Origin of the sequence: Paenibacillus wuxiensis (assembly GCF_040195695.1) — a bacterium.
GTDB lineage: Bacteria > Bacillota > Bacilli > Paenibacillales > Paenibacillaceae > Paenibacillus_B > Paenibacillus_B suaedae.
The window spans coordinates 683,114-703,393 of sequence record NZ_JBEFZI010000001.1; the positions used below are offsets into that span (position 1 = coordinate 683,114).

Genomic DNA, 20,280 nt, shown 5'->3' on the forward strand with positions numbered 1-20,280 from the left:
GCTGCACCAATGAATCATTTGAGTAATGGCAATGTCGTGTAAAGACCATTGGAACTTTTCGTTCCTATGGTCTTTCTTGCCATTTCATTCGGAGCAACAAACGATTTACCTTCCAACTTAATTCAAGAGAATCCGGCAGGATTACAATTCATAGCAGATATTTATGCTGGACGGGTGTAGTTTCGGTTACATGAATAATTAGCATGCTCGATATTGCTATACGTAGTTTACAGTTTACTTCCTACTCCATATTTCCCGTCAGTGATTGATTTATCTTACCGCATAAGCTTGCCAACTGTTGCAGCTCGTCCTCACTGAGCCCATCACGAATTCGATTCATGACGCCATGGCGAGAGTAGGCCGCCTTCTGGAGGAAGGCGTGACCTTGTTCGGTAATTTCATGATACATATAGCGTCGATCTTGAGTATCGCGTGTTTGTGTAATCATGTTTTTATCGATAAGTTTCTTTGTTAATTTGGAAATCGCGGATAATGTCGTATGGATCGAATCTGCAAGCTCTCGAGTCGTTTTTGCTCCATTCGTAGCAAGCAGATCCAATATATTGTACTGCGCGGAAGTGATTCCTTCCACATTGAACCGATTATGCTCTGCGACCAGCTTGCATTGGAGCATCGTAAATTCCTTTTCGAAATCGCATGTGTTATGTTCGGTCAATTTTTATCTCGTCCTTTCTACTCGCACCTTTTCGGGAACTTGGTACGCCATTTCCTATAGCTATATTTTATAGATAGGCCCCTATAATGGAGTCATTGCTGGATTTCAACGAATCGGGCGTGCCGGTGGCGATGACGGTACCTCCCTCTTGCCCTCCTCCTGGGCCAAGCTCGATCACCCAATCCGAATTTGCGATGAGTTGGGTATTATGCTCAATTAATAGAACCGAATCTCCGCGATCGACGAGCCGATTCAATACGGCAAGCAATTTGCTCGTATCCTGGTCATGCAATCCGACGGAAGGCTCATCCAATATGTACAGCGTGTGGCCGCTGCGGGCATTGGACAGTTCTGCTGCCAGCTTGACGCGCTGCGCCTCGCCTCCAGAGAATGTGCTGGATGGCTGCCCCATCCGTAAATATCCTAAGCCTATATCGCATAAGCAATCCAGCTTGGCTGCGATCTTCGGAATATCGCGGAACAGTTCTCTTGCTTGCCCAATGCTCATGCCCAATACATCGGCTATGGAATGTCCATGCCATTGCACAGACAGTATTTTCTCACGATAACGCTTCCCGTGGCAAGTCGGACAAGGAATCAAGCGATCGGCCATAAAGTGCATCTGAACCTTAAGACTGCCCGTGCCTTTGCAGGATTCGCATCTTCCTCCAGCTACATTGAAGGAGAAATCAGAGGCTTTCAACCGCAAGCCTTGTCTAGAGGCCAATTCCTTGAACCATTCCCGAATGTCATCGAATACCTTTGTATAGGTTGCAGCATTAGAACGGGACATTTTGCCCATCGCTTTCTGATCGACAACGACGAGATGCTGAATATGTTCTAAACCGCCAATTCGGCTGGAAGCATTCGATGCCAAACCAATTGATTGCAACTGGGGAAGCAGCTCGTCCATGACAAGCGTGGACTTTCCGGAGCCCGACACGCCAGCAATGGCGGTGATGATGCCCAGAGGAATGTCCACCGTAATATGCTTTAAGTTGTTTGCGTGTGCATCGCGGATGGTTAATGTGCGGTTCCAGCTTCGAGCGGTTGAACGATGCCGATTCAGAGATTCACGAAGGCTTTGAGCCGTCATGGATTCCGGATGATACAGCAACTCATTGACCGTGCCTTGGAAGACAAGCTCTCCTCCTAGCTCTCCTGCGCCTGGACCGATATCCACTACATAATCGGCTTGTCGGATAACATCGATATCATGTTCAATGACAATTACGGTGTTGCCGAGAGAGGCCAGCTTACGCACCGAACGCATCAGCTTGTCGGTATCCTGCGGGTGCAATCCTGTCGTAGGCTCATCAAGTACGCAGATCATGCCGCTCAAGTTCGAATTCAGCAAAGAGGCCAGCCGCATACGTTGCGCTTCTCCGCCAGACAGGCTGGCAAAGCTTCGATCTAGTGATAGATAGTTCAGTCCCGTATTCATGAGACTTCGTGTGCGTTCCCGTAATTCCCTGCAGATAGGCTGAGCCGCTTCGACGTATCGCTCAGGCAGAGCAGAAGGTAGGTCTTCAAGCCAATTCAGCAGTTGAGTTAGAGACATAGACATGAGGTGGTGGATGGGCGTCCCGTTCACCAGGACGTACGAGCTTGTTGCATTCAACCGCGAACCATGACAGGACTCGCAAGGAACTGTACGGAGGAAGCGGACGAATTCCAGCAGCGATTCCTCGTCATCGTCACCCTCGTAATATCGGCGCAGTAGGCTGTTCACGGCACCTTCATATTTGCCTTGCTTCATATTGGATGGGGCAGGGGCATCAGGGCGAAGCTCGCGAATGCGTGGATCGTCTGTGCCGTACAGCAGCATGTGACGCACGATGTCCGGCAATTCTCCGATCGGCCGCTGAAGATCTTCTTCCTCCAGAGGGAGGCGATAATATTTGGCTGCACGCAAGAGAAGCGGAGCAAAGTGCCACAGGAATCCCTTTTTCCATACTTGAATGCCTCCATCTTGAATCGACAAATCGGGACGTACAATTGCATCGAGAATGGGTTCTATTTGTTCGCCCAGACCGGTACACGCGGGGCACGCACCGAGCTGTGAATTGAAGGAAAAGTGAGCCATGGTTATATTTTCAACGGGTTGTCCGCAAGAAGGACACGCATAGTGCTTCTGATGGGAATGTTCTTCCTCAGACAGACGAACAGGGGTCGTACGTATATCCGCATAACTGAACGCAGCTTGACAATGTGGACAAGCACGCTCTCCAATTGCCGTATACAGCAAACGCAGATATGTATAAATCTCACAATATGTTCCAACGGTAGAGCGTCGGCTGAAGTTATGATGATGCTGACTAACGCTGACGATAGGAGACAGACCGTAGATGTCGTCATAATCCGGCCGCTGCACGTTGTCTGCTGCATGACCGGAAGCACTAACAAATTTGCGCTCACCCTCTTGGACAAGTATGTTAAACAGCAGGGTTGATTTCCCTGAACCAGATACGCCGGTTACAACGGACAATTGATTTCGTGGAAAACGAACAGTGACATCCTTCAAGTTATGTTCCCGAGCCCCTTGAATGACGATCCACTCGGGTGATGATGCAGTCATGTTAACTCCTCCTTGTTACTTGAATGATTCAATAGTTGAGATAGGAAACTATTGATTACAGAAATTAATATAGACCTGTACGTAGAAGTTGTCAAATGGCGATAGAGTAAGACTCTGAGACTCATTAAGCTTCGTGCACCTGCACTTAATTGTCCCAATGTTCTGTGTTACGGAATAAAAAGAAAGGAGCCTGCTCGGCTATTTTGGCGAGCAGGCCCTTGTGAGAACAGAATAATTGATGATCATGCTTCGTTAATATACGGTTCAGATTGATAATAGAAATTCGGATTCACAATCGTATTGTCGTAGCTTTGGTGGAAAATAGGCGTTGCGGCGGGTGACATCGGTGGAATCAGCCATGTCCAGTCGCCTGTATGAGCACGGTCACAACTCTGTTCCTGCTCCTGGAACTTAACGAATTGTTGTGCTGCCGTATGGTGGTCTACGATGCTAACACCCGCTTCCTTGAAGGAGTGAAGCACTGCGGCATTAAGCTCAACAAGAGCCCTGTCCTTCCACAGTGATGTATTCGACACCGTAGACAGCCCCATTTGCTCTGCGATGACTGGCAGCAAATTGTATCGTCCTTCATCGGCCAAATTCCGTGCGCCGATTTCTGTTCCCATGTACCAGCCATTGAATGGCGCGGCAGGATAGGAGATGCCGCCGATTTCAAGGCGCATATCAGCAATAAGCGGCACGGCATACCAACGCAGCTGCAGCTCGGCAAACCATTCGAACTCAGGATGGCTGAGCGGCACCTCTATAACGGAGGACTTCGGTATCTCAAATACCTGCGGTGGGTTCGTACCTGTCTGAATGACAAGAGGCAGTACATCGAACGGTGTGCGTTCTCCCTGCCATCCAAGTGATTCACATATTCGGGTAAATGGGAGCGAGTGTGGATCTCCCATGATGCCTTGGCTAGTCTCATAGCCAGCATAGCGAATCAACTGATGATTCCATATCCGAACAGGATGCATTCCGTCTGGATGAGCAGGTGGAAAAATCGTGATTGCAGGACGTATCCGGCCATCATTTGTTGCGAAGTCAATATGTTGGACTAACGCGTCTGCGATCTGCTTATCCTCGGTTATATGTCTGGCGTCAACCACATGCAAGGATGACCAGAACAAGCGGCCAATACAGCGATTGCTATTGCGCCAAGCCATCTTAGCTCCGTGAGTTAGTTCTTCTGCAGTATGCGAATAAGTGCCAGTATGTTCAATCTCGGAATGTATTTGTGATAAGCGCCCCCCTATGTCAGCAGGGAGCTTGCCGAGCTCTTGATAGCATTGCCTAATAAATGTTGAAGCTTCTTCTAGAAGCGTATGCTTCGCGTATACGTTCATCTTCCGATGTCCTTCCTTGCGGCGTAAGCGCCGTAATGTGTCGGATTAACTATATCAGATTCTAACAGTTTGGTATGTACCATTGATGACGATGTCGATGAGATGTAACAATTTCAGCCGGAAAATCGTCGTAAAAATTTTGTTATCCGATCATAAATGGTGACATACAAGCTGTCACCATTCACATGATATAATCAGGACAAACCGTGAAAATTATCCAGCTAAGGAGAAGCCATTGAAACGAATCGATCGATTAATTGCTATCATTATCGCCCTACATCACCGTTCCGAAACGGCTCAATCGTTAGCAGAGAAATTCGAAGTCTCCCGCCGTACCATTATCCGAGATATGCAAGCATTGGGCGAGATGGGAGTGCCGTTATATGCGACAGCGGGTTCAAGCGGGGGCTATCGTTTAATGGATGGCTACATGCTCCAGCCGCTTCAATTAACGACCACAGAAGCATTAACCGTGCTCTTCGCGCTGCAAGGCATGACACAGCTTCCCGATTCACCATTCAATCAGGAGCGTTGGACGGTCATGGACAAGCTGAAGCAGATCGTATCCAGTGAAGTGCTGACTGAGGTGGAACCGATGTTAGAGCGTGTCGAGCTGTCCGTACCTACAAGAAACTACCGTGCTCCGCAGTTGAAGCAGCTGATTGCGCATCTATCACAGGCGAAGCCCAAGTGGCTCCATATATTCTATCGTTCACAGAAGCATCAGCGTTGGTTGTATATCCAGCCGAAGCGGATATATTCGGCACATGGGTTCTGGTATTGTGAAGCTTATTCGTTAACACATGGTGAAGACCGATCATTTCGTGTCGATCGTATGTCTCAAATCTCGATAGCCGAAGATGAAGATGTACGCACAGTACAGGGCAACGGGGACAACGGCAAGGGCAGCCAAATAAAGCGGAATCTAGAAGCCGTGAAAAAGGAAGACCCGATCCGAATCCGGGCAAAACTGACCTATCGCGGCATGCTGCTTGTCGAGCAAGATGAACATATTGGGGAATTGGTGCATGAAACCGGTGAAGATGTGGGAGAGGTTGAGTTTAAGTGTCCCCAGTCAGAATGGGAATGGGCACAGCGCTTCTTCTATGGCCTTGGCTTGGATGCAGAGGTGTTGGAGCCTGTGGAATTGCGAGAAGCCATTTATAAGCATGCCCATCAGGTATGTGAGAGGTATAAGGGAACAAGGTAGGCCTTTAGGTTTCTCTTTGATACATAGCGATTGGAACAGAGGAAGGAAGAAGATGTTAGATCAGACGAAGAAGGGATGAAATCGAAGATGAGCGCGAATACGGATTTGATTCACAATTATAAAGAAGCAGTTGAGCTTATTCGCCAAGTGGGTATTCTGCCGCTGGCCAACCTCGCACCCCATCATCCTTCGCTTGCGGGTGTGACAGAAGAATCAGCATGGCATAGTGACACGGATGCGGATCCGTGGCGTTGGCGGGTTCAATTTCCTGGGAATGGGGTTGCTGCCTACGGCAAGTTCATCAAGAAGAAAGGGGTGTTTATCTCGCTGGAGTGGGTATCGATTGTCCGCTCCGTGCTTGGCGATACTCGTTCCGTCAAGGAACGGTATGCAGCGGGTGAGATGTCGCCGGAGGCGAAACTGTTGTATGGCATCATTGTTGAACATCCCGGTATCGATACGAGGCTGCTGCGAGTGAAGGCAGATATGAAATCCCCTGATCAGAAGAAGGCATTCGACAATGCGTTAAATGAGCTGCAGGGGACGATGGATATTGTCATCTCGGGTGTGACAGAACGGCGAAATAGCGCTGGCGAAGTGAACGGATGGAATAGCACCTCCTATGAGACGATTGACCATTGGCTGGAGAATCTGGGTATCGAGACGTCAATGATATCTGTACAGGATGCGAAGGAACAGCTCTATGAACGTCTTGCTCGTTCTACGACTTCGGAAGCGTTAACTTATTTTACTAAAACCATGAAGCTGCGTTAAACATGCAAGTGACGAAGCGGGGAAATAATGTTTATGAGAAAGTAAATTAATTAGATTAAATAGTAATGGAGTTGGTATAAATGTTGAGTGTAGACAGCTTCAATCGCGCGCAGCGCTTTATTTACGAGAATGCGAGACTGCTCGATCGCAGACGTTTTGAATATCATTTCGACCAAGGGAGCAAGGCAGCTGTTATCATGGCCCTTACAGGTTTTCAGAATGAGGATGGCGGCTTCGGTCAAGCGCTGGAGCCTGATATTCGTTGTCCGCATAGTCAGCCTGTACCGACAGAAGTAGCACTATCCATTATGCATGAGATTGACGAATATGACCAAGGGTTAATTGTTGGAATCGGCAGCTATTTGAAATCGGTTACAGTGGGCGACACTGGAGGATTCCCTCTTATTCAGACGTCAGCGAATGAATATCCACATGCGCCCTGGTGGACAGTCGCCGATGATCGTCATGCCTCCATAAATCCTACGGGACATATTCTCGGGTATTTGATGAAGCAGCATACCGTTCCTGAGCTCACCCGAGAAGAATGGTTCCAGCAGGCTGAGCAGTTCATGTGGAATCAGCTAGAGGCAGCCGATAATGAAGGCTATCACAGCAATATACAATATATCTCCTTCTTAACTGCTCATCCGGATAAGGAACGAGCAGAGAGGGCATTGCAGAAGGTGAACGAATGGCTGCAGCTGCCTGGTGTCATTGAACGCAATACGAAGGCGGAAGGGTATGTTCATAAGGTGCTGGATTGGGCACCAACGCGTGACAGCTACTGCGTACAATTTGTCACTGAGAAAGAAATCGAAGAGCATCTGCAATCCCTAGTGGAGGAGCAGCAGGAGGATGGCGGTTGGCCAATAAGCTGGCCAGCAGTGAGTCCAGCAGGCGAGATGGAATGGCGGGGATACGTAACCGTCAATCGGCTGCTGACGTTGAAGTCATATGGATGGTTGCAACGCTAACAATAACGACGATAAGGCCAACTTCCAACAATTACGAAGTTATGCATAACATAGTGATTTTGTTGTTTTGTCTATGTCTACAAGGGGGAACTTGGATTTGAGCAACATGCATCGAATTTTATGGTTTGATCAAGAAGTACGATCGAATCATTTTCCGAATTGCACTCAATTAGCACATCAATTCGAGCTGTCTACCAGACAAGCCAATCGAGATATTGAATACATGGTCAACTCTCTTGGAGCTCCTCTTCAGTATGATGCCAAAAAAAGAGGCTATCGGTATACGGATGCGACATTTGCTTTGCCTAGCACGTATATTACGGAAGAATTAAGACGAACGCTAGCATTCTTGTCTCATCGTTATCAGGATTACAATTATGGCGGTTATGATGAATACCAAGCGAAATTGCCAATTATGCTGCAAATATCAGAATTGTTCCGTCGCTTGTCAGACGTTAATGAGCTGCAGTCTCAGCAAATTCCAGCTTATGAGATCAATGCCGAGATCATTGACATAGCAAATCAACTAAGCATGGCCATTCAGAACAACCAAGTGCTTACCATTCAATATGACGGCATGGAAGGAGCAGAGACGTATACGTTTCACCCCTATAAGCTGTGCTACAAGCAATACGTCGATTACGTCATTGGATGGTGCGAGCAGGAGGAGGAGCAGAAGATGCTTCGCTTGGATCGAATCATCCGAATGGAACGAGCAGCGGGAATATCTCGGCTAAATGGTGAACTGCCCTCTACCTTCGGTTCATCGAATCTTCCTGTTCAGCCATTTACGGCAATCATAGAGTTTATAGATAAGCCTTCGGAAGCATGGAGAGATTACAATCTTATGAAACGAGAAGATTCGGTGGTATTCGAGATCCAATTTTTCGATGTGTCCTTATTTATAGACCAGTTGATGTCAACAAGAGATTGGGCAAGGATTGTGAAACCGAAATGGCTGAAAGAGAAGGTAAATGCAAGATGTGAACAAATAATGGGGATGCTTAGCGAATAGGCGTAAATATAACAGGAAAGACAAAACACAAAACGAATTTTAAGGTATGACATTATATGTCGTACCTTCTTTACTATAATTGGATTATCGCGATAAGAGAGGAGCGGCCGCTCATGAGTATAGGAACTACTCTATCTCTTTCTTTTCAAATTGAACATCGTTCTTACGTGGATGCCCTGCATGCTGTTCTCACGGGTGCTGGTCTGTACGAAGGTTCGAAATATATGCTAGGCGGAATGACAGGTCTATTATCAAAGTTTGTTATTCACAAGGAATTATCAAGGAGCTCAGTTACAGCGTACGGCAACTTGGGAGAAGAACATGGCAATGCGCTCCTTCGAATTGGGATTGAATCAAATCAATTTGCTTGGCATACGCGTCAACGTACGTTTGAATTGGCCCAGAAGGAGTCGATACGTCATATTCAGCACAGCATCGATCGAGGAATAGGCGTCGTCTATTGGAAGCCTGAGTTTGCCGTGATTACGGGTTATGACGATGAGGACGAAGTGTTCTTCTATCTAGACGGTTACTCGAAGGAACAACAAGTGCTGCTGTATCGGAATTTTGGCATCATCGATAATCCTACGCCATTCTGGTACTATCAAACGATTATTGGTGCAGTGGACATGCCGAACCAAGAAATCTACCGAGAGTCGCTAATTACAGCAGTTACAGATTGGGATACGCCGCATCGAACTTTGCCGGATCTGGACTTTGCTGCAGGCTGTAAAGCATACGATTATATGATTGCCGCACTTTCTAGTCAACAATATCATCCGCATGGTAGCGCTTATACCATTAGCTCTTATGCTGGTATCAAGCGTGACATGTTGAAGTATTTGGCTTCTATCCAAGAAGAGGTTGGCATATCTGCAGAGATTGTTCAACTTTATCAACTTGTAGATGAGGCATTTCAAGTCATGAAAGCGACGGTTCAGAATGGTACGGGACATGAGCTGTGCATCCAATCAGACCATGTACCACAGCTAATCGAGCAGGCTCACCTTGCGATGGAACATGAACGAGCAGCGATTGAAATACTGCGCACTGAAATCGGTTACGAGGAAGTCATGCGTTCGCGTTCCAACAGTCTCCACTGGGGATCGGCGGCGCCAAGATAATTGCGGTCAACAACTATGAATAGGTGCAGGTGAAGAGATGACGTCTATTATCCTTGAAAATATGAAAATCGTACCGGAAACAAAAACGTTTATCGATCATTTCCATAGTGTACTGCTGGCCGGCGGGCTAACCACGTATCCGAAGCATACGATTGCGTGTATGTCATCATTGGCCTTCCGCATGTCCGTTCATCGTCAGTTGGATGCTATATCTGTGACGGCCTATAACTGGCCTGCCGAACACTTCGTTGCTGCGGATTTGCTTGGTCTCTACTCAGAGACGTATGCAGGCTACAATACAGATCCGGTCTTCCCGGTCTCTCGTAAGTATGCAATCGAAGAAATGAAGCTTTCTCTACAAGAAGGTGTCGGACTCATTTATTGGCACGATCAGTACTACACGATCTATGGCTATGACGAAGCGCAGCAGTGTTTTTTTGCAGTAGATTCGTGCGGGAATATCAGATGCAAGGTGTCTTATCAGACACTCGGGCAAACGGGAAATTCGTCGATTGTATTTATACAGCGGATATCCAAACGCAGCATTTCCATAGATGTACGTGATCTGATTACGGAATCGCTGGTGCAGGCGATTTATAAATGGGAGCAGCATGATAGCATTTTGCCGCCTGAGCAATTTGCATGTGGCGAACAAGCTTATGATGCAATGATAGAGGAAATCCAGTCGGGTACGGCGGATTGGGATGGGGCGGAGCAAACATTGTCCATGTATCGTACCTTCAAGCACTACATTGCTCGTTATTTGCATGATATGAAGCAATCGATGGATGGGCTGGAGCAACTGGCAGAGAAATATCGAGTTCTAGCTGACTTATACGATGATATTGTTGCAATCCTCCGAAGATTACGACACGACTGGAATGATGCGCATGAAGAGGGGCTATGTCACGAGATGGTGACCACTCTTATCTCTGCCCAACAAATTGAAAAAGATGCTATAGAAGCTATGAAACAGGTGGTGAAGGACGTTCGCGAAGCGCGCGGAGCCACACCACATTTACGATAATAGATACGAAAAAGGGGAAACGAAATGGCTAAAACAAAACGCGGTAAAGCATTATGGAACGTTCCATCACATGGACGGGGAACATGCCCAGTGTGTGGGAGCACACGGATTAAAGTATTGTACACGCAAACAAAAAGCGATGGCACATCTCTTAAAGTTTGCAAAAAATGTGTGAAAGCGACTCAATATCGAATTGATATGGCGTTATCTGGTTAGTAGTTAGTGATTCGTAGTTATGTTGTCTGTGCATGCAGAATCTTACCATCAACATCCTTGCCGATTATTTCGGCAAGGATGTTTTTTTTGTAGATGACTTCGTTTAAAAGGGGGCGTTTTTTCTCCTTACTCGGATATATATGCTCTTATTTCTGAAAAATATCTACAACATTTTTAAACGTGTCTATTCATTTTTGTCGAAAAATGACGATATATAGCTCATTGACATAGACTGATTGGTCAGTAAATACGGACAAGGTTTATAGGCAATAAGGATTCGAATCGAAAGAACTCCTGTATATAACCTGTTTGTCAGTCAACTAGGGGGCTATTGAATGAAAAACAAAGGCTTAGTGATGAAATCTATCATCGTCGTGACCGTTCTTCTTATGGTCATGTCTATTGTATTCATATCATCCTCATATATGATGGAGCGAAGAATCTATAATGATGAATTACTATCCCTTCATACTACGCTTACGAAGAATATCGAGATAGAAAAGGAGGGTATTGCAGGAGCTGCTAACAAGCTCAAGTCAATGGATTCCTCACAATATGCAAAGGATAAGAATATTGTTTGGATTCAGGAGAGCTTGAACAGCATGGTACGCGACAATTTCATTTCGAATTCGTACTTGCTTGCTCCCGGTTTCACGGAACGTGATGGAAAGTTCTATCTGAAGGTGCTTCAAGGCAACGATTCCTTCGTTGAATTTGGAAATGCGCCAGGAAGCGAGTATGAGATCAAGCCAGAGCTTGTCGATGCGATCCATGAGATGGAGCGGACAGGTGTTGGCTTTAGTGACATCTATGAAGATCTTGATGGCGAATGGATTACGGTGCTGAAGCCGATCAATAATGACAGGAATGAGACGATAGCGGTGTTTGCCGTAGATTTCAATAATAAGAAGATTGACGGCGATCTGAATGCCATGTTGTGGGAAATTATTGGTATCGGCTCATCGATAGGTATCGTGTTCATTATCGTGATTGCCTTCTTAATACGCCGATTAGTTCGGCCGCTTACAGAGTTGTCCGTTCTGTCCACGAGAGTGGCGGCCGGCGATTTAACGGTATCTATTCCGGTTCGCTCGAAAGATGAAATCGGCGTTCTATCTGATAGTTTTAACACGATGATTGCTCAAATCAAGCACTTGGTTACCAATGTCAAGACGACCGCTGATCAGGTCGCGGAATCGTCACAGCAACTAACGGTAATCGCCACGCAAACGTCTCAGTCTAGCTATGAAATATCCAATTCTATTCAAGAGGTTGCAACGGGTTCAGAATCGCAGATGCAAGGGGCTGAAGAAAGTAAGGCTGCTATGGAGGAAATTGCAATCGGCATCCAGCGGATCGCTGAATCATCCTCTGCCGTATCAGAACTGAGCATCGACGCGACAGAGTCGGTTGATCAAGGCAATCAGGTTGTCCAGCTGACGGTGAAGCAAATGGCACAGATCAGAAATTCCGTCAGTCGTTCTGAAGGGATTACGCAGTCTTTGTTGAATCAATCCGAGAAGATAGAGCATATCGTCAGTATCATTGGCAATGTAGCGGTGCAAACCAATCTATTGGCGCTCAATGCATCAATTGAAGCGGCACGGGCAGGCGAACATGGGCGAGGCTTCGGCGTTGTTGCCCAAGAGGTGCGCAAGCTTGCAGAGCAAACGAAGGACTCTACTGAACAAATTGCTGAGATGCTGAATACGGTAATTTCACATACGAAGGAACTGGCCGAAGCGATGGGAGAAAATACGGAGCAGGCTGAACAAGGTACCTTGATTGTGCAGGAGGCTGGGGAGCATTTCAACAAAATATGGACATCCGTACAGCAGGTCACGGAGCAAATTCAAGAGGTATCGGCAGCCGCTGAAGAAATGTCTGCTGGAAGTGAGGAGGTTGCTGCTACTTTGGACAACCTTGCTACCATAGCAAAGGATTCCTCACTGAATACACAGAGTGTTGCCGCATCGACCGAAGAGCAGCTTGCTATTGTGGAAGAAATATCGGATACAGCTACCTTATTGAATCGCAAAATGCAAGATCTGCAAGAAGAACTTCGAATCTTTACGGTTTAAAAATGAACAAGACTCCCTGCTCGCTGGAAGAGCAGGGAGTCTTGCTTGTATTACGTTCCTCATAAAAGGATCGCAGTTATCCAATTACAGTCAGGCCACCGGTGAGCAGCTGAACCAACATGTATAGTGCAATCAACCAGATAGTAATTGCGGATATCTTGTTCAACCAAGTGAGGATGCGGCCGTCAGCATCGATTTTATTAGTGAAATGTCCTGCTACAGCTAATCCGAGGAACCACAGCCACGATACTGCGATACAGGCTATCGTGAACACCCATCTGAGTTTATCAGGATATTGCAAAGAGTTCGTTCCAATAACGCCAATCGTATCGAGAATCGCGTGTGGATTCAGAAGAGAGACGGACATGGCGAACATCATTTGCTTCGGGATACTCATAGCACTTCCCTGACTGCCATTCAACTTGCTTGACGACTTCCACAAACTCCAACCCATAAATAACAGAAAGAAGAATCCCAATAGATACAGTCCGTATTGAAGCCATTTCCACTTCCAGATGAATAGCGAGATGCCTTGAACTGCGGCTAGAATAAGCAGGGTATCGCATAATGCCGCTGTTATCACGACAGGGATGGCCTTTACGAACGGCTTAGATAAAGCCCCTTGATTGAAAATAAACACATTTTGTGCGCCTAACGGCAATATAAGGCCAAGTGCGAGCAATATTCCGTGAATGAATGCCTCGACCATTGATATCTACCTCCGTATGTCATCATCCATAGAACCGGTTCTAAGACAATATCATAACGCAGTCATTTACAGTTGTCCCCGACCATTTGGTTGAGTTCAAGACCAACCAAATTCTATAATAAGCTTATCAATCAACATGGTGCAGGAGAGGAACATATGCCGAAGACGTGCAGCATTGACTACAGCGATTGGAGACTCGAACGATCCTCATCGATTGCGCTGTATAAACAAATCGAGGTTTATATGAAAACTAAAATCTTGTCTAAGGAATGGGAAGCGGGTACGAGACTCCCTGCACAGCGTAAGCTTGCGAAACAACTGGGTGTGAATCGCAGCACGCTGGTGGCGGCCTTGGATTGCTTGACTGATGCGGGGTTTATCGAAGGGAATAGCGGAGGGGGGACGGTTATATCGGACATAGCTCATCGTGTCGATAGCATGTGTCCTATTCTGCCGAATTGGAATGCGTATGTGGAAGAAGGCTCCCATTATCCCAATTTACCGATTATTCAGACGATAAATAGCATGGAGTTTTCTCCGCAAATGATTCGCATGGGCACGGGGGAGCTTGCCCCTGACTTATTGCCAACAAAAGAGATGGAGAAAACGATACGCGGTGCAATCGATCATGGAATATCACTTGGGTATGAACAGCCGCTTGGGCACTATCCGCTGCGAGAACAGCTCAGCAAGCAGTTGTCGGAGCAAGGCATCGAAGCCGCGCCTAATTCGATACTGATTGTCTCGGGGGCACTTCAAGCACTGCAGCTCATTGCAGCAGGCCTCGTTGGTCGTGGATCAACTATGCTCGTAGAGAAGCCCTCCTATTTATATTCTATTCATGCCTTCCAATCGGCCGGACTAAAAATGGTTGGTGTACCAATGGATCAAGGCGGTATACAAGTGAATGCTCTGGAGCAGTATGCATTACGGTATAAGGCTTCGCTGCTGTATACGATACCAAGCTTCCATAATCCAACGGGTACGGTGATGGAGCAGGACAGAAGAGAAGCATTAATGAACATCAGCAATCGCATTGGATTGCCGATTATTGAAGACAGTGCCTACGAAGCGTTATGGCTGGATGCCCCGGCGCCACGATCATTGAAGTCTATGGATGAGCATGGACAAGTGCTCTATGTGGGAACGATGTCCAAGTGTGTTTGCCCTGGCCTGCGAATGGGCTGGATTGTTGGTTCGCAGCAGGTGATAGAGCGCTTGGCAGATATTAAAATGCAGATGGATTACGGCTCCAGCTCATTATCGCAACAAGTTGCAGCGGAGTGGCTCCGATCGGGCCTTCACGAGGCGCGCATTCAATACATTCGTGCTCAGCTGCGTTTGCGAAGGGACTTTTTGCTTGATCAGTTGAAACAGCATTGGTCATCTTTTGCAGCATGGAGAGTTCCCCAAGGCGGTTTTTACATATGGGTGACCATGGATAAGTCTATTGCAATCGAAGCCTTGTTCAAGCATGCACTTGCTTGTGGAATTCTGCTGAATCCAGGTTATATCTATGATCGCTCAAGCAAGCATCAACTCCGACTATCGTACGCTTACGCAAGCTTTGTAGAAATGGAGCGGGCTATCCAATTGATTGCGAAGTGGGTAAAGAATAAGAATGTCATCGAACGATAGAGTGTCAAAAGTATTTGACATAAGACTATTGATCATTATAATAAAAGATGTAAAATGTTTTTTACATTTGAGGAGATAGAACTCGTTATGAAAAACAAGATATCAGAGCTGCGCAAGCGAATGGGCATGTCACAGCAAGAGCTGGCTCAGCGGTGTGAAGTGAGTCGGCAGACGATTAACGCGATTGAGAATGATAAGTATGATCCAACCTTAGCGCTAGCGTTCAAGCTGTCACGAACGTTAGAGGTCACAGTCGATCAGTTGTTTACTTATGAGGAGGCATCACGATGAGAAAGCAAGATGAAATGGAACGTTATCATAATGACAAGTCAGCGAAGAACGGCTACATGTTCTATACGATCGCATTGCTGCTGTGGGGGCTGTATGATTTTACTGTCAAGGGGAATAGCGGATTGCAATTTACTATCCTATTAATCGGGAACGCCATCTTCCTATGGACACGCGTCTACTATAAGCGAAAAGTGATGTAATAATTACCGTGAAAAATTGATGAGATAAGGTCACTTATCTAATCATATAAACTTAATTATGTAAACTAAAATAAATAATGATGAAGATTGAACGCAAGGATCGTCTCAACCGTACTATAGATACATTATGATTCATCATGGGTTTCCGTCTAGAAAAGGCGGTTGAGGAGGAGTATTGACGATGATTATCGTAACGACAGAGCAAGTGGCCAATTATGAAGTAAAGGAAGTACTCGGTACAGCATTCGGGCTGACCGTTCGCGCACGAGGGTTGGGGAAGGATATCGCTGCTGCATTCAAAGGATTGGTAGGAGGCGAAATCACTCAATATACGGAAATGCTAGAGGATGCACGGAAGCAAGCGCTGGATCGCTTAGTAGCGAACGCACAAGCAATGGGTGCGGATGCTGTCATTATGGTGCGTTTTGACTCTGGTGAAGTCGGAACCAATATGAGTGAAATTGTTGCATACGGTACGGCTGTAACGCTTCGGCCGAAGCGAGAAGTAAGATGATTACGTTTTTGATTGTTTATTTTTCATTGCAGCTGCTCTTTTTTATTGTGTTTCTTATCGTCTCGGCCTTCCGAGATCGCCGTCACCAAGCGAATGAACATGAACATGTGCCGGAAGGCTTCGAGAAGACTTCGGAAGTTAGTATCGACCCGTCAACAGGGAAAAAGGTAACGGTTTATTACAATCCGCGTACAGGACAGCGATGGTACCGCGTGGAGTAACAATGGAAGGATGCAATCTACGAATGAACAATCTTGTTAACGTGGTTGCTTTCAATAGCCAGATACCTCGATATTCAAGTAATACCCTAGCGTTGGCTAGGCTGGTTCGTAAGTCGTAACGGTACTTATGAGCCCGCGCTGCCAGCTGCTGGGGTATTTTTATTCATTTTCAGCCACAGAGAACAGTGATATAGAATTACGTCCCCAGTCCTATTCATTAGACAAAAGTATACTTTTGTCGCTATATACATTCGGTTTGAAATATTTTAAACTTAAACTGCTTCAAAGATTGAAATAAAATTTCATTCATCTAGAGCCGACATACGATGATGTTCTCATTACTCGAGTTCCAAAGGGAGGGAATTAACATTGTATTTTGCAAAGAACCGGGCTCGTATCTTACTCATGTCGATGATGTCGGTCGTGCTTATGTTCAGCACAATTGTAAACGCTTCCGCAATGAGTTCCTCTGATTTATCCTCTTCATCCTTATCGTCATCTGAAGCGCAGGCAGAACCGCTCGCATCAGGCAGTACGGCTTCATCCCAGATTATTGAAGACTTCGAGCACCTTCAACAGCTGTCTGCAACCTCAGTAAGAGTAGTCCCTGGTTCTGTTAAGGCGGTTCTAACCTCACGACCGGAACCGGTACAACATGATGAACATGCAGTAAAGCTTACCTATGATTTCACGGAAACGACGGGAACATCAGCGGCTTATCTGAATTTCTTGAACGCATCTGGGGGAGTAGGGCGTGAGATAAAAGGATATCCATCTTCAATCGGAGTGTGGGTGTATGGGGATGGAAATAAGCACTGGCTGCGAGGTCAACTGCAGGATGCCAACGGAGCGAAGCCCACGATTGACCTTACTACTAGCAGCGGGCTCAGCTGGAATGGCTGGAGGTACGTTACTGCGAGTTTGCCTACTAATCTTGTTCAGCCTATCAAATTGAATCAGCTCTATGTGGTAGAAACGAATGATCGGAATAAAAATAGCGGCGCTATTTATTTTGATAGCCTGCGAGCTTTCTATGGATCGACAAATATATATGAGCTAACGATGATCGGCTTGCCTCCTTTGCAGGTAGGAGAGACAAAACGGGTTCAGGTGTTAGCGACTTCTGCTGGTGAAGCAGAACAAGTAGATGTGACGAAGGAAGCCGTACTTATCAGTGATGATCCTTCCATTGTCGCTGTAAATCCAGACAATTCGCTTACTGCTGTGGCCGAAGGGCGCACAAGACTAACGGCTCGCTACATGCAAGCACCAGAATCCGTAGTTGATGTAGTCGTCAGCCAAGCCGCTCCAGTCATTCAGCAGTTGAACTTGTATGGAGCACCAGCTATGGAGATAGGTGAGAGAGTGAAGACCCATACATTTGCGCGATATGAAGGTGCTGCGAAGCCTGTATCCATGCTAGAAGGAGTTAGCTACAATAGCAGCAATCCGGAGGTTGCTTCCATTGATGCAGTTGGTATGGTCACTGCACAAGCGAACGGAACGACTGTTATGAGGGCGGTATATGGCGAATTCTCCTCCGCTTATGAATTGAAGGTATCCGTGCCTCAGCCGAAGCTGGAACGACTTGAGCTGACCGGCTTGCATGCAATGACTATCGGTGAGTCGCTGCAAGGGAAGGTGACAGCATACTATTCCGATGGCTCTTCCTCAGAAGTATCGACAGGCGTTGTGTTCAAATCCAGTCAGCCGCACAATGCAACGATAGATGCTAGCGGGAACGTCATGGCTCTTCAAGTAGGCATTAGCTCCATAACTGCTGCTTACGGAGGCAAGACTGCTGATTTCACACTTGTCGTGAACAAGGATACAATCCTGCCTAAGCGGCAATTGCGAGCAGCTTGGATTGCTTCCGTCGTCAATATTGATTGGCCGCGTGAAGGCGTAGTTACGGAAAGAGAGCAGAAGCAAGACTTTGTAAATCTTCTCAATGAATTAGAAACAGCAGGCATGAATGCTATTGTGATGCAAATTAAACCGACTGCAGATGCCTTCTATCCGTCTAAATATGCACCTTGGTCGGAATGGCTCACTGGCGTACAGGGCAAGGATCCTGGCTATAACCCGCTTCAATTCATGATTGATGAAGCACACAAGCGCAATATGGAATTCCACGCATGGTTCAATCCGTATCGTGTAAGTATGCAGCCAGATATCAATAAGTTAGTTCCAAACCATCCTGCAAGATTGCATCCAGATTGGGTAGTATCTTATGGCGGCAAGCTCTACTTCAATCCAGGGGTGCCGGAAGCGAAGCAATTCGTGATGGACAGCATCATGGAGGTCGTCAACAATTATGACATTGACGCGGTTCATTTCGACGATTACTTCTATCCGTATAAGGTGGATGGGGTAGAGTTCCCTGATCGCGCGACCTACCAGCAGTATGGAGCTGGTTTCTCCGATATTACGGACTGGAGACGCAATAATGTGAATACCTTCATTGAGGAATTGTCCAAAGAAATGAAGCAGGCGAAGCCTTATATGAAATTCGGCATTAGCCCATTCGGCGTATGGCGCAACAAAGCGACAGATCCGACAGGCTCGGATACAACGGCTGGGGTTCAGAATTATGATGACCTCTATGCAGATACACGCTTGTGGATTCAAAAGGGATGGATTGATTACATTACGCCACAGATATACTGGTATTTTGGCTTTACTCCTGCAGCCTTCGAGAAGCTTGTGGATTGGTGGGTGAAGGAAACAGAAGGAACACATACCCAGCTCTATGTCGGTCACGCCGATTACAAGGTGAATGATCCGAACACGCCAGCCTGGCTCAATCCCGATGAGCTTCCAAATCAATTGAAATACCTGCTCAACTTCGATACGGTGAAGGGGAGCATGCATTTCAGCGCCGTCGATATTCTCAATAATCCGCTTGGGTTGAAGGATCGACTAAGCGGGGACAGTTACCGGTATAAAGCCCTTGTGCCAGAGATGCCGTGGCTCCCAGCCAATACTCCATCTGCACCGAAGCTTACAACTGCACATGTCACCGATAAAGGAGTTCACCTGTCATGGGAGGACGTTACGAACAGCTCGGCTGCTTACTATGTGATCTATCGGGCAGAGGGCGGCGAGTCGATTAATGTCAATGATCCGAAGCAAATCGTGAAGACTATACGTAAAATAAACGGCGCATATCAATTTTACCTTGATACGACAGGTGAGCTAGGCAAACAATATACATATGCGGTTACGGCGGCTGACCGTCTGCACAACGAGAGTGCGCCTAGCCAATCCAAATGGATCTGGAATGAACCGCTTGTCTCAATTGAGTTGAAGGGCGATACGAAAATGACAGAGGGGAAACAACAGCAACTGAAGGCGTTCGGAGTTGGCAAGAGTGGGAATCGAGTGGAGTTGACGAATGATCTTCGCTTCACATCCAATCAGCCTTCGGTGTTGTCCATTAACGAGGCAGGCATGGTGAAGGCGATTAATTCGGGTACCGCTGTTGTGACCGTAAAGTATGGAAGTTTCTTGCAGAGCACAATGCAAATTAAAGTGTCACAGAAGTAGTCGGACATATCACAGCACGATATTCGTTACAGCATATTCAGCGGAAATAGAAGCATACGAGAGACAGTGCCAGTGTTCCTTGCGAATGCTGGCATTGTTTATGTGCAATGACAGAAAGGGAGTTGCGATCA

18 protein-coding genes are annotated in these 20,280 nt (G+C 46.6%); 14 read left to right on the plus strand and 4 right to left on the minus strand.

Going from position 1 to position 20,280, the window contains the following annotated elements:
* Positions 1-241 precede the first annotated feature (241 nt).
* The 3 genes from ABN764_RS03085 to ABN764_RS03095 form a co-directional block, all read right to left on the minus strand.
* Positions 242-676 carry a MarR family winged helix-turn-helix transcriptional regulator gene (locus ABN764_RS03085; RefSeq protein WP_446670857.1) on the minus strand — a complete coding sequence of 145 codons (435 nt, stop codon included), beginning with the start codon at positions 674-676 and terminating at the stop codon, positions 242-244.
* 67 nt (positions 677-743) lie between these two features.
* Positions 744-3,254 (minus strand): excinuclease ABC subunit UvrA, encoded by a 2,511-nt coding sequence (gene uvrA, locus ABN764_RS03090; protein ID WP_446670858.1) that lies wholly within the window; start codon positions 3,252-3,254, stop codon positions 744-746.
* Positions 3,255-3,496: 242 nt separating this feature from the next.
* Positions 3,497-4,606, minus strand: coding sequence for a nitric oxide synthase oxygenase (locus ABN764_RS03095; protein ID WP_446670859.1), 1,110 nt, complete (start codon positions 4,604-4,606; stop codon positions 3,497-3,499).
* A 235-nt stretch (positions 4,607-4,841) separates the two neighbouring features.
* On the opposite strand from ABN764_RS03095, the gene ABN764_RS03100 reads away from it, so the two are divergent.
* From ABN764_RS03100 to ABN764_RS03130, 8 genes are all read left to right on the plus strand, one after another.
* A complete protein-coding gene (locus ABN764_RS03100; protein ID WP_446670860.1) occupies positions 4,842-5,816 on the plus strand; it encodes a helix-turn-helix transcriptional regulator in 975 nt (324 codons plus the stop codon).
* Between the two features lie 87 nt (positions 5,817-5,903).
* Positions 5,904-6,590 (plus strand): AlkZ-related protein, encoded by a 687-nt coding sequence (locus tag ABN764_RS03105; protein ID WP_446670861.1) that lies wholly within the window; start codon positions 5,904-5,906, stop codon positions 6,588-6,590.
* A gap of 80 nt (positions 6,591-6,670) precedes the next feature.
* A complete protein-coding gene (locus ABN764_RS03110) occupies positions 6,671-7,564 on the plus strand; it encodes a hypothetical protein (protein ID WP_446670862.1) in 894 nt (297 codons plus the stop codon).
* Between the two features lie 106 nt (positions 7,565-7,670).
* Positions 7,671-8,579, plus strand: coding sequence for a helix-turn-helix transcriptional regulator (locus ABN764_RS03115; RefSeq protein WP_446670902.1), 909 nt, complete (start codon positions 7,671-7,673; stop codon positions 8,577-8,579).
* Between the two features lie 113 nt (positions 8,580-8,692).
* A complete protein-coding gene (locus ABN764_RS03120; protein ID WP_446670863.1) occupies positions 8,693-9,703 on the plus strand; it encodes a hypothetical protein in 1,011 nt (336 codons plus the stop codon).
* Between the two features lie 37 nt (positions 9,704-9,740).
* On the plus strand, positions 9,741-10,730 hold the full coding sequence (locus tag ABN764_RS03125) for a hypothetical protein (RefSeq protein WP_174808649.1): 990 nt from the start codon (positions 9,741-9,743) through the stop codon (positions 10,728-10,730).
* A 24-nt stretch (positions 10,731-10,754) separates the two neighbouring features.
* Positions 10,755-10,946 carry a hypothetical protein gene (locus ABN764_RS29535; RefSeq protein ID WP_021253815.1) on the plus strand — a complete coding sequence of 64 codons (192 nt, stop codon included), beginning with the start codon at positions 10,755-10,757 and terminating at the stop codon, positions 10,944-10,946.
* A gap of 335 nt (positions 10,947-11,281) precedes the next feature.
* A complete protein-coding gene (locus ABN764_RS03130; RefSeq protein WP_174808648.1) occupies positions 11,282-13,027 on the plus strand; it encodes a methyl-accepting chemotaxis protein in 1,746 nt (581 codons plus the stop codon).
* A 76-nt stretch (positions 13,028-13,103) separates the two neighbouring features.
* Here the strand turns inward: ABN764_RS03130 and ABN764_RS03135 are convergent, their stop codons facing one another.
* Complete coding sequence (locus tag ABN764_RS03135) at positions 13,104-13,736, minus strand: LysE/ArgO family amino acid transporter (protein ID WP_174808647.1); 633 nt, start codon at positions 13,734-13,736, stop codon at positions 13,104-13,106.
* Positions 13,737-13,892: 156 nt separating this feature from the next.
* On the opposite strand from ABN764_RS03135, the gene ABN764_RS03140 reads away from it, so the two are divergent.
* The 6 genes from ABN764_RS03140 (at position 13,893) to ABN764_RS03165 (ending at position 20,149) form a co-directional block, all read left to right on the plus strand.
* Positions 13,893-15,374 carry an aminotransferase-like domain-containing protein gene (locus ABN764_RS03140; protein ID WP_446670864.1) on the plus strand — a complete coding sequence of 494 codons (1,482 nt, stop codon included), beginning with the start codon at positions 13,893-13,895 and terminating at the stop codon, positions 15,372-15,374.
* A gap of 87 nt (positions 15,375-15,461) precedes the next feature.
* Complete coding sequence (locus ABN764_RS03145) at positions 15,462-15,665, plus strand: helix-turn-helix transcriptional regulator (protein ID WP_021253811.1); 204 nt, start codon at positions 15,462-15,464, stop codon at positions 15,663-15,665.
* The gene (locus ABN764_RS03150) at positions 15,662-15,865 is read left to right on the plus strand and encodes a hypothetical protein (RefSeq protein WP_072730826.1); all 204 of its coding nucleotides are present in this window, start codon (positions 15,662-15,664) and stop codon (positions 15,863-15,865) included. Before ABN764_RS03145 ends, ABN764_RS03150 begins: the two co-directional genes overlap by 4 nt.
* Positions 15,866-16,046: 181 nt before the next feature.
* Positions 16,047-16,379, plus strand: a complete 333-nt coding sequence (locus tag ABN764_RS03155; RefSeq protein ID WP_028533013.1) for a YbjQ family protein — start codon at positions 16,047-16,049, stop codon at positions 16,377-16,379.
* The gene (locus ABN764_RS03160) at positions 16,376-16,600 is read left to right on the plus strand and encodes a hypothetical protein (RefSeq protein WP_142542734.1); all 225 of its coding nucleotides are present in this window, start codon (positions 16,376-16,378) and stop codon (positions 16,598-16,600) included. Before ABN764_RS03155 ends, ABN764_RS03160 begins: the two co-directional genes overlap by 4 nt.
* A 369-nt stretch (positions 16,601-16,969) precedes the next feature.
* Positions 16,970-20,149 carry a glycoside hydrolase family 10-like protein gene (locus ABN764_RS03165; protein WP_446670865.1) on the plus strand — a complete coding sequence of 1,060 codons (3,180 nt, stop codon included), beginning with the start codon at positions 16,970-16,972 and terminating at the stop codon, positions 20,147-20,149.
* Positions 20,150-20,280: the final 131 nt, after the last annotated feature.